Origin of the sequence: Pseudarthrobacter sp. NamE2, from assembly GCF_005796205.1 — a bacterium.
Taxonomy (GTDB): domain Bacteria; phylum Actinomycetota; class Actinomycetes; order Actinomycetales; family Micrococcaceae; genus Arthrobacter.
This window is the reverse complement of the sequence record NZ_VAHN01000007.1, coordinates 88,791-104,288: the sequence shown is the minus strand read 5'-3', so window position 1 is coordinate 104,288 and position 15,498 is coordinate 88,791. Positions and strand designations below refer to the sequence as shown.

At 64.7% G+C, this 15,498-nt stretch carries 14 protein-coding genes; 5 read left to right on the top strand and 9 right to left on the bottom strand.

Features of this window, described 5'->3' with window-relative positions; genetic code table 11:
• Positions 1-71: 71 nt before the first annotated feature.
• Positions 72-326, bottom strand: coding sequence for a hypothetical protein (locus FDW83_RS10240; RefSeq protein ID WP_138137991.1), 255 nt, complete (start codon positions 324-326; stop codon positions 72-74).
• 223 nt (positions 327-549) lie between these two features.
• Between FDW83_RS10240 and FDW83_RS10235 the strand changes: the two genes are divergently transcribed.
• The gene (locus FDW83_RS10235) at positions 550-1,254 is read left to right on the top strand and encodes a TetR/AcrR family transcriptional regulator C-terminal domain-containing protein (RefSeq protein WP_138137990.1); all 705 of its coding nucleotides are present in this window, start codon (positions 550-552) and stop codon (positions 1,252-1,254) included.
• A 63-nt stretch (positions 1,255-1,317) separates the two neighbouring features.
• Here FDW83_RS10235 and FDW83_RS10230 read toward each other — a convergent pair whose 3' ends face one another.
• Positions 1,318-2,244, bottom strand: a complete 927-nt coding sequence (locus FDW83_RS10230; RefSeq protein WP_138137989.1) for an aminodeoxychorismate lyase — start codon at positions 2,242-2,244, stop codon at positions 1,318-1,320.
• 132 nt (positions 2,245-2,376) lie between these two features.
• Between FDW83_RS10230 and cls the strand changes: the two genes are divergently transcribed.
• Positions 2,377-3,816, top strand: coding sequence for a cardiolipin synthase (cls, locus tag FDW83_RS10225; RefSeq protein ID WP_138138081.1), 1,440 nt, complete (start codon positions 2,377-2,379; stop codon positions 3,814-3,816).
• Between the two features lie 6 nt (positions 3,817-3,822).
• Here the strand turns inward: cls and FDW83_RS10220 are convergent, their stop codons facing one another.
• The 6 genes from FDW83_RS10220 to FDW83_RS10195 all read right to left on the bottom strand — a co-directional run bounded on the left by FDW83_RS10220 (position 3,823) and on the right by FDW83_RS10195 (position 10,928).
• Positions 3,823-5,028: a multidrug effflux MFS transporter gene (locus FDW83_RS10220; protein WP_138137988.1), complete on the bottom strand. Its 1,206-nt coding sequence runs from the start codon at positions 5,026-5,028 to the stop codon at positions 3,823-3,825.
• 128 nt (positions 5,029-5,156) lie between these two features.
• On the bottom strand, positions 5,157-5,384 hold the full coding sequence (locus tag FDW83_RS10215; RefSeq protein ID WP_138137987.1) for a hypothetical protein: 228 nt from the start codon (positions 5,382-5,384) through the stop codon (positions 5,157-5,159).
• Between the two features lie 97 nt (positions 5,385-5,481).
• Positions 5,482-7,845: a beta-glucosidase gene (locus FDW83_RS10210; protein WP_138137986.1), complete on the bottom strand. Its 2,364-nt coding sequence runs from the start codon at positions 7,843-7,845 to the stop codon at positions 5,482-5,484.
• A 2-nt stretch (positions 7,846-7,847) separates the two neighbouring features.
• The gene (locus tag FDW83_RS10205; protein ID WP_138137985.1) at positions 7,848-8,666 is read right to left on the bottom strand and encodes a carbohydrate ABC transporter permease; all 819 of its coding nucleotides are present in this window, start codon (positions 8,664-8,666) and stop codon (positions 7,848-7,850) included.
• Positions 8,667-9,620, bottom strand: coding sequence for a carbohydrate ABC transporter permease (locus tag FDW83_RS10200; RefSeq protein WP_138137984.1), 954 nt, complete (start codon positions 9,618-9,620; stop codon positions 8,667-8,669).
• Positions 9,621-9,629: 9 nt separating this feature from the next.
• Entirely contained in the window at positions 9,630-10,928 is a 1,299-nt protein-coding gene (locus FDW83_RS10195) for an extracellular solute-binding protein (RefSeq protein WP_138137983.1), read from the bottom strand.
• 139 nt (positions 10,929-11,067) lie between these two features.
• Here FDW83_RS10195 and FDW83_RS10190 point away from each other — a divergent pair, with 139 nt between their 5' ends.
• A complete protein-coding gene (locus tag FDW83_RS10190; RefSeq protein WP_138137982.1) occupies positions 11,068-12,093 on the top strand; it encodes a LacI family DNA-binding transcriptional regulator in 1,026 nt (341 codons plus the stop codon).
• Positions 12,094-12,122: 29 nt separating this feature from the next.
• On the top strand, positions 12,123-13,034 hold the full coding sequence (locus tag FDW83_RS10185) for an aldose-1-epimerase (RefSeq protein WP_138137981.1): 912 nt from the start codon (positions 12,123-12,125) through the stop codon (positions 13,032-13,034).
• A gap of 66 nt (positions 13,035-13,100) precedes the next feature.
• Here FDW83_RS10185 and FDW83_RS10180 read toward each other — a convergent pair whose 3' ends face one another.
• Entirely contained in the window at positions 13,101-14,267 is a 1,167-nt protein-coding gene (locus FDW83_RS10180) for an endo-1,4-beta-xylanase (protein ID WP_138137980.1), read from the bottom strand.
• A 180-nt stretch (positions 14,268-14,447) separates the two neighbouring features.
• Between FDW83_RS10180 and FDW83_RS10175 the strand changes: the two genes are divergently transcribed.
• Complete coding sequence (locus FDW83_RS10175; protein ID WP_138137979.1) at positions 14,448-15,482, top strand: LacI family DNA-binding transcriptional regulator; 1,035 nt, start codon at positions 14,448-14,450, stop codon at positions 15,480-15,482.
• Positions 15,483-15,498 lie beyond the last annotated feature (16 nt).

The window sequence follows — 15,498 nt, the reverse complement described above, 5'->3', positions numbered from 1 at the left end:
CTGCCAGGCGGAACTAAAAAAGCGTGAACCGCCGGCAGCTGCCGGCGGTTCACGCTTTTTTGGCTTTGGCCCTAGACCAGGTCGGGGCGGCTTGTGAGGATGTAATCGGTTGCCGCCGGACCCTTCATGCGGAGATTGTTGTGGTCCGGGTCGATCCGGCTGTTCATCGCTGCCCAGAAACTGTCCTCATTGCCGAGCACCTGCTGGTTGATGAAGCACCAGCTGGTGTAGAGGCCGTAAAGGCGGTCACGGTTGAGCGTATATCCAGGGGCCTGGTCGAGGTAGGTGGCTTCCTGGAGAAAAGTGTCGAACTGCGAATGTGCCATGAAGGCGTCCCTTCGCTAAGTGCGTGACGCTGCCGTGGGACTACAGCAACGGACTTCAGTGCCTTGCACGGAGGCAGTGGAGTGTGACTGGGTCCTGCGGAAAACTGGGACCCCACGTGAGGCTTACGCCCGATCTACACTGTAGACTTTACCCGTAGACCACGCTTCCGGCAAGTGCTTGGAATGACCCTCCGGAAGGCCGCACCCACTCTTGGACAAAACAATGGGATCCGCAAACCGGGCCAAAAGCCGCCGCAGCTCCGGCAGTCAAAAGCCGCCGCTCAGCAGGGACGCAGTGCTGTCCAAGGCGCTGGAACTGGTGGACGCTGAAGGCATTGACGCACTGACCATGCGCCGCCTCGGCCAAAGGCTGGGCTGTGACCCGATGAGCCTCTACCGGTACGCGGAGAGCCGTGCGGCACTTCTTGACGGCGTGGCCGAGCTCGTCCTGGATGAACTCTCCATCCAGCCCGGAGACCCCGATTGGAAGGTACAACTCCGGCTCCTCGCCCACGACTTCCGCAAGCTGGCACTCCAGCACCCCCACGTGGTGCCGCTGCTGGTCACCAGGCCGCTGTCCACGCCGCTGGGAATGCGACCCCTCGGCACCCTCCGCCCGCTCGAGCAGATCCTTTCCCTGTTGATCGCCGCAGGGTTCGAACCCTCAGACGCCCTGCACGTCTACCGCGCGTACTACGGGTTCCTTTATGGCCACATCCTGAACGAGCTGCAGGAGTTCATTGTGGATCCGGAAGAAAGCGAGGCGCTGCTCCGGCTGGGCCTGCACCGGCTCCCGGCAAAGGACTTCCCGAGGCTCCGCGCCCTGGCGCCTGCCCTTGCCGACTACGACGGGTCCGAGGAACTGGACCAGGGACTGACCATCCGGCTCACCGGGCTGGAAGCCCAGCTGGCCCGGCGGACCGGCTAGGTCCCGGAACTACTCCAAAGAAGCGCGCCGGCGGTCCTGCATCCTGATGTTCCAGATGTCGTGCTATTGGATCCCGGCGAACAGCCCGGCCAGCTCGGCCGTCAGCTCCTTCTGCAGCGAAAGTGTTCCGATTTCCTTGCCGTCGATGCGGTTGACCGGGGCCAGCAGCCGCACGCTGGAGATCAGCCAGACGGCGTCGGCGTCCAGCAGGTCCCGGGGCACCAGCGGTCCGTAGCCGAGCTGCCAGCCCGCCGCCTTGGCGGCCTTGAACAGGGCGCCCTGGGAGGTGCCGGCCAGGATGCCGCTGTCCAGCTGCGGGGTGACGAGGCGCTTGACTGTTGTGCCGTCGTCGGACTTTTCCACCCGGGCAAGCAGCACCGTGGACGTGGGGCCTTCCAGGACCCGGCCATCGGAGGAGAAGAAAATGACGTCGTCGGCGCCCTGCTTCCGGGCGTGGCGAAGTGCCGCCATGTTGACGGCGTAGGAGAGGGTCTTGGCGCCCAGGAGGAGCCAGGGGGCACGCTCGGCCACGTCGCTGTCGTACCCACGGTCAAGGAGGATGACATCGATGCCCGTTTCACGCTGGCGGCGGCCTGCCGCTCCCGCGGGCGCCACCTGCACCCAGGCGGTAGGCGCAGCGGCGCCCTCCACGCCCCTTGTGACCACCAGCTTGACCACCAGTTCGTCCTCGGCCCCGGCAGGCGGATGCTGCGCGCGGTGCTCGTTCACGGCTGTGGCGATGGCCCGCCGCCACTCGTCCTGCTCCGGAATGACCAGGTCCAGGGCCTCTGCCGAGCCCCCAAGCCTGTCCAGGTGGGCCTGCATCTTCCGGACATGGCCTCCGACGGCGAGCATTGTCTCGAACACGCCGTCGCCCCGGGTGGCACCCTGGTCCGTGACCATCAGCTGCGGCTTCGTAGCGTCCGCCAGCCGGCCGTCCGGGAAGGCGGGGTCAAGGAAAACGAGAACAACCGAGGCAGGTGAGGTCATGGCTACAGCTTAGTGCGGCGCCGCGCGGCTAAGCTGGGCGAAGTGCCCGCCGGGAACCGCCCGCCGGGAGCTCATTATCCGGGGGTTGCTTTTTCCGTGTTGTGGCCGTTTCCGCTTGCCGGCACCGCGCCGATGTGGGTCGTGGTGCTGCTGGGCGTCGCCGACCTGGTCATCAGGGTCCTTGCCGTGGGCATCATCCCCGGGAACCGGCGTCCCACGACAGCGATGGCGTGGCTGCTGGGCATTTTCTTTGTGCCGTTCCTGGGAATCATCCTGTTCCTGCTGTTCGGCAATTTCCAACTCTCGCGCAGGCGGCGGGAGCAACAGCAGCTGGTCAATGACAGGGTGAAGGCGGGCATCTCCTCGCTCGCCGACGTCGAAAGCCATTACCCGGGCCCGGAATGGGTGACGTCCGCCGCGGAGCTGAACCGCAGGCTCGGGTCGCTGCCGATGGTGGACGGCAATTCCGTGGACCTCATTCCCGGCTACCCGGACTCCATCGTGGCCATGACCGAGGCGGTGCGGAAGGCGAAAAAGTTCGTCAACGCAGAGTTCTACATCATGAGCACGGACCACATCACGGACGAACTCCTCACGGCCCTGGAGGAAGCCGCCGAACGCGGTGTTGAAGTGCGGGTGCTCTTCGACCACATCGGCACCCTCCGCGTCCAGGGCTACCGGAAACTCCTCAAGCGGCTCAAAGCCGGCAAGATCCAATGGAAGCGGATGCTTCCGCTCATGCCGATCCACGGCCAGTGGCGCCGGCCCGACCTGCGGAACCACCGGAAGATCATGGTGGTGGACGGCGAAATTGCCTTCACGGGATCACAGAACCTGATCGAACCCTCCTACAACAACCCCCGGCACCGCAAGGCCGGGCGCGAATGGATCGAACTGATGGCGTGCCTGCGCGGGCCCATTGTCACCACCCTGAATGTTGTCTTCGCCACCGACTGGCTCAGCGAGACCGACGAATCGCTGGAAGACCAGCTGCAGCTGCCCGCTGACCACCACCCGGGCAACGTCACCGCCCAGGTGGTGCCCAGCGGCCCGGGGTTCAGCACCGAAAACAACCTGCGCCTGTTCAATACGTTGATCTATTCGGCCCAGCACCGCATCTCCATCTGCAGCCCCTACTTCGTGCCGGACGATTCCTTGCTGTACGCCATCACCACGGCGGCCCAGCGGGGGGTGGACGTGGAGCTGTTCGTCTCCGAGAAGGGTGACCAGTTCCTGGTCCACCACGCACAGAGTTCCTACTACGAGGCGCTCCTCGAAGCCGGGGTCAGGATCTACCTCTACAAGGCTCCGTTCGTGCTGCATGCCAAGCACTTCACCATCGACGACGAGGTGGCGGTCCTGGGTTCCAGCAACATGGACATGAGGTCCTTCTCCCTCAACCTGGAAGTGTCCGTGATGCTGCTCGGTGAGGACATTGTCGCCAAGATGCGGGCCGTGGAGGATACCTACCGGGACATCTCCCACGAGCTGCGGCTCTCGGACTGGATCAAGCGGCCGCTCGCCGCCCGCTATGTGGATAACGTGGCGCGGCTGACCGCGACGGTGCAATAGGCGCCGCTAGTCATCGGCTGGCAGGCGCTCGCCGCTGCGCTCTGCGGACTCCGGCCAGCCGCCCTTGCGGTAGGCGGACGTTCCGGCCGCCAGCACCGCAACGGTCAGGAGGCAGCTGCCGATCATCACGCTGACCATCGAGAAAGCCGTGCCGCCCAACAGCCCCACCAGCGGGCTCACCAGGCCCGCCACGCCGGACTGCAAGGCGCCGATCACGGCTGCCGCAGTTCCGGCCATATGCCCGTAGTTGTGCAGCGCGAGCACCGAGGCGTTGGCCGGAATCATTCCCTGCGCGGCCAGGACAAGCCACAGTCCCGCCATGAGGCCGAACGCGCCGCCGGCGCCGGTGGCCACCACCGCGAGGAGCAGCATGGCAAGCGCCAGCTGGACGAGGACAGCGGTGCGCAGGAGGCGGACCGGCGGGAATTTCCGGACCAGCGCTGCGTTGAGCTGTGCCGAGAGGACAAGTGCCGCGCCGTTCAGGGCGAAGGCAAGCGCGAACTGCTGCTCCGTGAAGCCGTACTCGTTCTGGAATACGAAGGGTGAACCCACCACGTAGCTCATGATCAGGGCAAGGCCCAACCCCGGGATGACGGCCAGCGCCATAAAGTGTTTGTCCCGCAGCAGCGCCCAGTAGGCCCCGGCGACATGCCCTGGGCGCCCGGGGCTCCGCCTGTCCTCGGGCAGCGTCTCCGGCATGAATTTCCACACGATGGCCACAAGGAGCACGCCGATGAGCGCCAGCGCATAAAAGACGGCCCGCCAGTGCCAGAGTCCCGCGATGGCCTGGCCTATCGTGGGGGCGAAGAGCGGGGCGACGCCGATCACCAGCATCAGGCGGGACAGCAGCCGGGCGGCTGCGGAACCCACGAAACGGTCCCGGATGACCGCGATGGCCACCACCGCTGCCGCCGCGTTGAAGAAGCCCTGCAGGACGCGCAAACCGGTGAGGGTTTCGATGTTGGGCGTGATGGAGCACAGCAACGAGATCAGGATGTGCAGTGAAATCCCGATGATCAGCGGCAGCCGCCGGCCGAACCGGTCGGAAAACGGGCCGATAACCAGCTGGCCCACCCCTCCGCCGAGGAGGGTGCCGGACAATGTCAGCTGGGCGGCAGCCTGGCTGGTTTCAAAGTCCTGCGCGACGTCGGGCAACGAAGGCAGGTACATGTCGGTGGTTACAGCCGGAAGCGCGGCAAGTGCGCCAAGCATCAGGACATACTTTGTTGTCCGGGGCGGCCGGGACCCATGAGTGGGGGATGATGCGGTGTCCGTCACGCGGCAAACCTAACTTGTCTGGAGGCACTGGTGATGGGGTCCGCCGCTTGTCTTGAGCGGGTTTAGCTGGCGGAATCCCGGTGCGTTACGGATTCCCAAGTCTGCCCGTAGGGGACCTGGTCGCTGAGTTCAACCGTGAAATGGCCAGCGCCCCTCTTCGTCACGAGAATACCCCTTGTCGGATTTTGCATGGCGACGTCACGGAGCTGCTGGACCGAGCTGTTGAGCTTTTCCTCTGCCTCGGCACGGGTCGTTGCAAAGATCGTCAGGCGGTGAAGGCCGATGCCCATGTCGCTTCCTTTCGCTTGGAGGTGCAGGAGTATGCAGTGCGGGGCGGGAAGATGCGGATGGCCGAGGCGCCCGGAAAGCGACGCCCCGGCCAATGCGTCAGGCGTCCGGTGTTACCGTCACGCCGCAGTGCAGCCGCCGGGTGTGGTCCACAGCCCGCGTCTCACCGGTGAGCGTGACTGTTGCCCGCAGGCGTATGTCACCGCTGGAGGCGCCGAAGCCGAGCTCGATACCGCCGGGTTCGACGATCCTGCGGCCGTCGCGGCCGGTGAACGAGGTAACGTCGGCCGGCACGGTAAAGGACACCCTGGCTGAGGCTCCGGGGTCCAAGGGTACACGGGCATACCCCACGAGTTTTTGCTCCGGCCGCACAACCGATGCGACGCCGTCGTGCAGGTACAGCTGCACCAGTTCCGTTCCGGCACGGTCGCCCGTGTTGGTGACGGTAATGCTGGCGGCGGCTTCGCCATCCACCGGCACGGCAGCGGGCCCGTCAACGGTCAAACCACTCCACTCGAACGTGGTGTAGCTGAGGCCGTGGCCGAACGGGAAGGCAGCCGCGGGATCGATGTTGGAGACGCTGCTGGCACGTGCGAGGCGGGACGCCAGGTACGTGGAAGGCTGCGCGCCCGGGCGGGCGGGAATGCTGACGGGCAGGCGCCCGCTCGGGTTGACCCGGCCGCTGAGTACCTTTGCCACGGCCGGTCCGCCTTCCTCGCCGGGGAAGAAGGCCTGGACGATCGCGGCGGCATTTTCCGCCGCAGAGCCCACGGCGTAGGGGCGTCCGGTGAGGAGCACCAGCACCACGGGTTTGCCGGTGCGGATCAACCGGTCCAGCAGCTGCTGCTGGACGCCCGGCAGCACCAGGGATTCCACGTCGCAGCCTTCACCGCTGGTTCCCCGGCCGAAGAGGCCGGCGCGGTCTCCCAAGACGGCGACCACGACGTCCGCGGCAGCCGCGGCAGCAACGGCGTCGTCAAAACCTCCGGGGGAGTCGCCGTCGACGGAGCAGCCCGCGGTGACGGTGATCGAGCTGCCGGGGAACTCGGCCCGCAGGGCCTCAGCGACGGTGGGCAATTCGATGCCCACCGGGACATCGGGGTGTTGCCCGCCAACGTGCGCCGGGAAGGAGTAGCAGCCCAGGAATGCCTGGGTGTTGTCCGCGTTGGGTCCGACGACGGCGATCCGGCCGGGGCTGCGAAGCGGCAAAACGCCGTTGTTGCTGACCAGGACGATTGATTCTTCGGCAATCTGTGCCGCCAGCTTGCGGTTGGCCTCGGTGTCCAGCGTGACGCTGCCTTCCAGGCGTGCGGCATCCTGCAGGTTGGCTTCCTGCAGGGCGGCCGGAACGGCAGACCAGTCCTCATCCAGCAAGCCCAGGTCAATTTTCTGGACGAGGACCCGGTGCAGCGCGCGGTCAATGAGGCTGACAGGGACGCGGCCGGCTTCGACTTCTGCGATGAGGTGCTCGCCGAATGCGTGGACGGTGGGAAGTTCGACGTCGACGCCGGCGGCCAGGGCGGCTGCCGCCGCCTCGCCGAACGATCCGGCCACCGCGTGCAGGTTCTTGAGGAAAGCGACCCCGAAGTAGTCCGCCACCACGGTGCCATTGAATCCCCAGGTATCACGCAGGAGGTCCGTCAGCAGGGATGAGTCTGCGGCGGTGGGGACGCCGTCCAGGTCGGTGTAGGCGTGCATAACGGAGCGCACGCCGGATTCCCGGATGGCCATCTCGAACGGCGGAAGGAGGACGTCGGCCAGTTCGCGGGCCCCCACGGAAACGGGCGCCAGGTTCCGGCCCGCCTTTGAGGCCGAGTAGCCAACGAAGTGCTTGAGGGTGGCGACGATGCCGCTGCTTTCGAGGCCTTGGATGTAGGCGGTGGCGAGGGTTCCGATCAGGTAAGGGTCTTCACCGATGGTCTCTTCCACCCGGCCCCACCGCGCGTCACGGACGACGTCCAGGACAGGGGCGAGGCCCTGGTGCACACCGACGGACCGCATGTCGGCACCGATTGCCGCGCCCATGGTGCGGATGAGTTCGGCGTTGAATGTGGCGCCCCATGCCAGCGGCACCGGGTAGGCCGTGGCCTGCCATGCGGCAAAGCCGGCCAGGCATTCCTCGTGAACCAGTGCCGGGATGCCGAAGCGGTTCGCCGCGGCAATGCGCTGTTGGGTCCGCTGCAGTGACAGGGCGCCCAGGGCCGGGTCCACGGGCGCGGTGCCGAACGGCCTGGTGAGCTGGCCGAGGCCGTGCGGCAGGATCGTGTCCAGGTCAACGGGCGGATTCATTTCGTTCTGGTGCGGGGCAACCTCGCCGCCCTCGCTGGAGGCACCCACCCATACTCCGTAGAGCTGGGCAGTCTTTTCCCGGAGCGTCATGGCTGCGATGAGGCTGTCGGCGCGCTCCTGGGTCGTGGCGGCGGTGTCGCGCCACGGCGCGCTGTGGGTTTTTGTTTCCGTCATGATTACTTTCCGCCAGCGCCCATGAGGCCCTGGACTAGTGCGCGGCGCGCGAAGAGGTAGGCGAGCAGAACCGGCACCATGGAGAGGGTCACGGCGGCCAGGAGGCCCGGGATGTTGATGCCGAACTGCGTCTGGAAGTTGAACAGGCCGAGGGTGACCACCCGGGTGGATTCGGACTGCGTCAGGATCAGCGGGAAGAGGAACCCGTTCCAGGCCTGGAGGGCCGAGAACACCGCGATGGTGGACAATCCGCCCTTGGACAGCGGCAGGACCAGGCGAAGGAAGGAACGGGCGGGGGTGGCGCCGTCCATGGCCATCGCCTCGTACAGCTCGGGAGTAATGTCCCGCATGGTTCCGCTGAGGATGATGGTGCAGATCGGAAGGGCGAAGGCCGCCGTCGGAAGAATAACGCCCAGCAGATTGTCATAGAGGCCCACAGTGTTGATCAGGTAGAACACCGGAACGATGACAGCCTGGGCGGGAATGGCCAGGCCCAGGAGGAACACGCGGAAGATGACCGAGGCAGCGCGGCTCTGGCTCCGGACGATGGCATAGCTCAGCGGGGGTACAAGAAGCAGGACCAGGCCAACGACGCCGACCGTAACGATGACTGTGTTGAAGAAGTACCGGCCGAAGCCGCTGGTGATGGCATCCACATAGTTCTGCAGCGTGAAGCTGGTCGGCAGGGACAGCGGCCCGTTGTCGCCGAACTCGGCACGAGTCTGGAAGGTCGCGGAAAGCATTACGTACAGCGGAACAGCAACGATGGCCAGCCAGATGAAGGCGCCGATGCCGGCGAGGTAATTCGGACGCGTTTTCATTTAGAGCCCCTCCAGGGAACTGCGCATCTTGTCGTATCCGGAAACGCGGACCACAGCAAATGAAATTGCCGTGGAGATGATGACCAGTACAAGGGCGATGGCACTGCCGGCACCGAAATCGAACCGGCGGAACGCTTCCTGGTACATGTGGAAAGCGGTGATGGTGGTGCTGGTGCCCGGTCCGCCGTTGGTCAGGATCAGGACCGTTTCAAAGGTGGTCAGGCCGCCCACCACCATCAGGATCACGGACGTGATGATGCTGTTTTTCAGCTGCGGCAGGGTGATGCTGAAGAACTGCCTGACGGTACCGGCGCCGTCGATCGACGCGGCCTGGTACAGGACCGGCGGAATCTGCTTGGCTGCACCCTGGTAAATGAGTGTGTGGAACGGCGTGAACTGCCACATGCCCACGAAGATCAGCACCGCGATGGCGCCGGTCTGGGTGCCCAGGACATTGCCGTCGCCAAACAGCCAGGACATCTGCCCCGGAATGCCGAAGTTGGGGTCAAGAAGGGCACGCCACAGGACGGAGATCGCGGCTGAGGACAGCAGCAGCGGAACGAAGTAGATGGCGCTCAGAATGGCGCGGTTTTTCTGCGTGCCGGCTGCCCAGACGCCCAGCAGGATGCTCAGCGGTGTCTGGGTCACGATGCCAAGCACAATAAACAGCAGGCTGAGCCAGAGGCTCTGGAGCATGACAGGGTCCTGGAAGAGGGATTCCCAGTTCTTGAGCCCTACGAACTTGGGGTCGCCGAGGCCTCTCCACGTGGTGAAGGACAGCACCGCCACCGCGATCAGCGGGACCAGCGCGAAGAGTCCGAAGAAGATGGTGGCAGGAAGGGCCCAGACAAAGCCGGGACGGCTCGAGGAGGAGCCGTTCCGGCGCGCGGGGCGGCCCTCTTCGGGGCCGCCCGCGCGTGTCGGGCGCCTGCGGTTTGCAAGCGTCGTGGTCATGGTTTTTTCCTAGAGGCTCTGCATGGCCTTGATGAAGCCGTCTTCGTCAATCTGTCCGCTGAAGAACTGGGAGACGGCGGTGAGGATGGTGACAGTCGCTTCCGGCGGGTACGCCTGGTCCCACGAAAGCTGGAAGGACGGCGCTTCCTTGACCAGGTTGAACTGGTACTTGGCGTATTCGGGATCCGCCGCTTTGTCGAGGAACTTCTCGGTATTCGTGGTGGTGGGGAGGTTACCGATGCCTACCTGCTCCTGCACAAACTGATCGGAGTACATGAGCTTCAGGAAATCGCGCGCGACTTCCGGGTAGCGCGTGTTTTTGTGGACCGAGTAGAAGTTGTTGGTGTTACCCACGAGGTTGTTTTCGTCGCCCTTTCCACCTTCGACCTTCGGGAACTCGCTGTAACCGAGGACCTCGGCGGCGAACTGCGCGTCGTTGCTCTGCTGGGTGGAGTACTCCCAAGAACCCATCAGTTCAAAGCCGGCCTTGCCGCTCGCCAGCAGGGCGGGGGACCCGCCGTCGGTGAACTTCACCGAGTCGAAGTTGGTGCCGAACGCTCCTGCATCCACAAGCTCCCGCAGCATGCCAAGCGCTTTGCGGCTGTCTTCGGACTCCCAGACGCTGGTGTCCCCTTCGAGGGCCTTCTTGAAGAGGCCATCACCGGCAACCCGGTCGTAGAGGTATTCAAACCACATCAGTGTGGGCCACCGGTCGCCGGCGCCCAGGGCGATGGGGGTGATGCCCTTGTCCTTGAGGATCTTCACGTCCTCCAGCAGCTCTTCCCAGGTCGCCGGCGGGGCACTAATGCCCGCATCAGCGAGGACCTTGGAGTTGTTGAAGAGCATGACCGGCTGCGTGCCGCGCATGGGGATGCCGTAGGACTTCCCGTCGATCACAGCCGTGTCGAACACCGATGGCAGGAAGGCTTCCTTCAGCTGGGGATCTTCCTTGATGAAGTCATCCAAAGGCAGCACCAGGTCCGCGTCCACGAAACTCTTGATGCTGCCGCCGCCCCAGTTGAAGAAGATATCGGGAGCGTTGGGCGTATCCATGATGGTCTGCAGCTTGGACTGGTATTCGGCGCCCGGAATCTTGTCCAGGACCACCTTTACCTCAGATGTGGCGTTGAAGGTGTCGATGATCTTCTGTTCGACCGTATTGCCGGCATCGCCGTACATGGCGATGTGAATTTCGTTTTCGGGCCGGCTTGCCGAGCCGGAGCCTCCGGAGCAGCCGGCCATTGTCAGGCCAAGGGCCAGGGCCCCCAGGCCGGCAAGGCCCCGGGTTACCCATCCGTTCTTGTTCATCCTTGAACGCCTCTCGAAAGTTTCGATGCTTTGACCGAAAGTTGTTTGGTGGATCACAGTCTAGAACGGGTCTCGCGGCGGTGCAACCGTTTCGCTATGTTGCGAGCTTTTGACTGAAACTTTCGCTATGCTGTCCTCCATGACCAGCCCCGTTACTCCTTCCGATGCGCGCGTAACCTTGGCACAACTGGCGGAGGAGGCCGGCGTCTCGCTATCGACAATCTCAAAAGTCCTTAACGGCCGTTCCGATGTTTCTCGAAAAACCCGGGCGAAAGTTGAGGAGCTTTTGGAGGAGCACGGGTACAAGCGGCGGAATGCCGCGTCGAAATCTGCGCTCCTCGAACTGGTCTTCCCGGAACTCGAGAGTGCCTGGGCGCTGGAGATCATCCGTGGCGTGGAGAATGTGGCCAAGGCGAACGGTATGAGCGTGATCCTTACGGAAAGCGGCACCAGGAAAGCGCCGGGTGCGGGCTGGGTTGAAGGAGTGATGGCCCGGCGGCCCGCAGGGGTGGTCCTGGTCTTCTCCGACCTGCCGTTGGAATACCGGCAGCAGCTGGAATCGCGCTCCATCCCCTTCGTGATCATCGATCCCGCCGGCGACCCCGCTCCCGATGTCCCGTCAGTGGGCTCGGCCAACTGGGCCGGCGGCATGATGGCCACCCGCCACCTGATCGAACTGGGCCACCGCCGCATTGCCGCAATTTCCGGTCCGGAGGACATGATGTGCTCGCTGGCGCGCATCGACGGCTACAGTTCGGCCCTCAACACTGCCGGTATTCCGATTGACCGCTCCCTGATCCGCTACGGGGATTTCCATGTGGACGGCGGGCGCGCACACGCCCTCGAACTGCTGCAGATGAAGGACAGGCCCACCGCCATCTTCGCGGGGAGCGATCTCCAGGCGCTCGGTGTGCTGGATGCAGCCCGTCAGCTTGGGCTGTCCGTTCCGCAGGAGTTGTCCATTGTGGGATACGACGACCTCCAGGTGGCGCGGTGGTCCAGTCCTGCCCTCACCACCGTGCACCAGCCGCTGATCGAGATGGCCGAAGAAGCCGCGCGCATGGTCCTGCGCCTTCGGGAAGGGGACCGGCCCCAGAATCCGCGCCTGGACCTCGCAACATCCCTCGTTGTCCGCCAGAGCACGGCAAGTCCCGGCGCCAGCTGACGCCTGTCCCAAGTCCCGGAAGGAACCGTATGTCATCCACCTCGAACCCCAACGGTGAGCTGATCACCCTTGAAGCGGGGCATTACGCAGCAGCCGTCACGACCGTTGGAGCGGGGCTGCAGCGCCTCTCCTTCCGCGGCCACGACCTGGTGCTGCCCTTCCCCCCGGGCCAGCTGCCTCCGGCTTATGCGGGCAAAACGCTCATGCCCTGGCCGAACCGGGTGGCGGGCGGAGCCTTTGCCTTTGGCGGACAGCGCTTCGAGCTGCCTGTCAACGAGGCGTCCACCGGAAGTGCGCTGCACGGGCTGGCACTGTGGAGCGAATGGCGGGTGGAGCAGCGTAGCCAGGCCGCAGTGACCCTGACCCACGTGCTCCACGGCGAACCCGGCTACCCTTTCCAGCTTGCCCTCTCCGTGTCCTATGTGCTGGATGAGGACGCCGGACTGCGGGCCGAACTTGGTGCCCGCAACTGCGGCGCCGCAGCGGCGCCCTACGGCTGCGGCTCACACCCCTACATCACAGTGGGCGGCGAGGACATTTCAAACTGCGAACTGGGCTTCCGGGCCGGCAAGGTGCTGCTGACCGATGAGCAGCTCCGGCCTGCAGGGCTGATGGATACCAAGGGGACGGACTTTGATTTCTCGGAGATCCGGAGCATTGGCGGTCAGTCGCTGGACCACGCCTTCACCGCCCTTCCCGAGGGGGAATGGGATGTCACCCTCCGCAACCCGGCCCTCAAGCTGGCGGCAGTGGTGCAGTCAACCGGTATCCAGGCACCCTGGGTGCAGCTCTACTCGGGCGAGTTGCGTAACCGCAAGGGGCTGGCCGTGGAGCCCATGAGCTGCCCGCCTGACGCCTTCAATTCGGGCCAGGACCTGGTGGTCCTGGATCCCGGCCAGTCGCACGCGCTCGCATTCAGGATTCACGCGGCAGAAGGTTAGCCGCCCCAACGCAGATGGCCCGGAACCGCGAGGTACCGGGCCATCTTTATGTTGCTCAGGTCTCTGTTACTGCTGGTATGCGGGGTGCTGGGCGTAACGCTTGTCGCCGCCCGGTTTCGCTGCAGCAAGAGTGGACTGCAGTGCGTAGTACGAAGGCTTGCGGGTGTAGTCCTCCCACATCACAGTTGCCTCGCCCTGGCCCGTGAAGAATACAGGCACCCAGGAGTACTTGTCGTTGAAGCCCCAGATGGTGAAGGACTTGCAGTCATCCACGTTGAGGCATGCCTCCAGTGCCCGCTGGTAGTAGCTGGCCTGCTTGGCCAGCTGCTCTTGCGTCGGCGTAGTGCCGGCGGCGATGTTCATGCGGACATCGATCTCGGTGACAGCAGTTTCCAGTCCGAGGTCATCGAAGCGCTGAAGGTTTGCCTGCATGTCACCCGGGAAGCCGTACTGGGTGCTCAAGTGGCCCTGCACGGCGAAGCCGTCAACCTTGACGCCCTGGGCGAGGAGCCTGGAAATCAGGTCCACATAAGCAGTGCTCTTGGCGTTGATGCCTTCCACGCCGTAGTCGTTGAAGAACAGCTTGGCGTTCGGATCGGCCTCATGGGTCCAGCGGAAGGCGTCCGCGATGATTTCCGGCCCGAGTTCACGGATCCAGATGTTGTCCGTGGTGCGCAGTGTTCCGTTCTCGTTGAAGATTTCGTTGGCCACATCCCACTGCTGGATCTTGCCGGCGTACCGTCCCACCACGGCAGTGATGTGGTCCTTCAGGATGGAGCGGAGTTCCTCCTTGCTGAAGTTGCCCTGTTCCAGCCAGGCGGGATTCTGGCTGTGCCAGAACAGCGTGTGTCCACGGACCACCTGTCCGTGCTGCTGGGCGAACTCGACGATGGCGTCCATCTCCGCAAAGCGGTACTGGTCGCGCTGGGGGTGGATGAATTCCCATTTCGCCTGGTTCTCCGGCGACACCGAGCTGAACTCGGCAGCAAGCAACTCACGGTACTGCGCATCGGAAGTGAAGGGGTTGGCGTAAGGCATTGTTTCGTGGTGGCCGCCGCCGGCGACAGCCGTGCCGATGCGGACGTCCTTGGGTGCGGCCCAGCGCAGGGTGTCCTGCTTGGCAAGGCCGGGGGGCTGCGGCTTGTCCTCCTGTGCTGCCATGGCCGGCAGTGCCGTAGGGAGGACAAAGGTCGACGCCAGGGCGGCGGCGGCGACGAGTTTTGCAACCTTCATGAAGAGCTCTCCTTTGAGGTACGAAAGAATCGGACACATGCCCGACCGAGTTCCGGAAATTTCCGGAACTCGGTCGTAGTAGATTAGGAACATTCCGGACAGACCGTCAAGGGTTTCACCAAAATTCAAGCCAGCTATTGCAGCAGGCCGCCTATACTTGCACCGGACCAGGAGGAATGCGTGCAGGAGAGTCACCGCCCGGCAGTCACAATTTCGGCCATTGCCGCGGAAGCGGGTGTATCCGTGCCAACGGTCTCCCGCGTGCTCAATGGCCGCGGCGATGTTGCTCCCCGCACCAGGGAACGGGTCGAAACGCTGCTCCGGGACTACGGCTACCAGCGTCGGGGAACCCGCCCGGCGGCCGGGGCGCGCTCCGGCCTGATCGACCTGGTCTTCAATGACCTCGACAGCCCCTGGGCAGTGGAAATCATCCGCGGCGTGGAAGAGGCGGCCAACGAGGCAGGCGCTTCCACTGTTGTCTCGGCCATCCACCGCAAGTCGGGTGCCACATCCACGCGGCAGTGGCTGGACAACGTCAGTGCCAGGGCCAGCGACGGAGCCATCCTCGTAACCACTGACCTGGACTCGTTCCTCCGCGCCGAACTGCAGCGCCTCCAGATGCCCGCGGTGGTTGTTGATCCTGCCGGAGTGCCCGACCTCGACGTTCCAACCATCGGCGCCACGAACTGGACGGGGGCCGTGGGTGCCACCGAGCACCTGACCGGAACGGGGCACCGCCGCATAGGGTTCGTGGCCGGAACTCCAGGCCTCTGGTGCAGCAGGGCGAGGCTGGACGGCTACCGTGCGGGTCTTGACGCGGCGGGTATTGCTTTCGACCCGGAACTCGTGGTTCAGGGGAACTTCGACTACCAGTCCGGCTTTCGGGCAGGCTGCCGGCTCCTGGAGTTGGCAGACCCGCCTTCAGCGGTCTTCGCATCAAGCGACCAAATGGCCCTCGGAGTCTATGAAGCGGTTCGCCAGAAAGGTCTCCGGGTGCCCGAGGACATCAGCGTCGTAGGCTTTGACGACCTCCCCGAAGCGCGCTGGGCCTCGCCTCCCCTCACCACCGTGCGCCAGCCGCTGGCCGAGATGGGCAAGCTTGCGGCCCGCACCGTACTGCGCATGGTCCAGGGGGAGGGGCCGGAGAGCCCGCGCGTGGAACTCGCCACCCGCCTGGTTGTCCGTGAGAGCACCACGGAGCCCGGCAGCCTCTGATTCCTGCCGCGGGCAG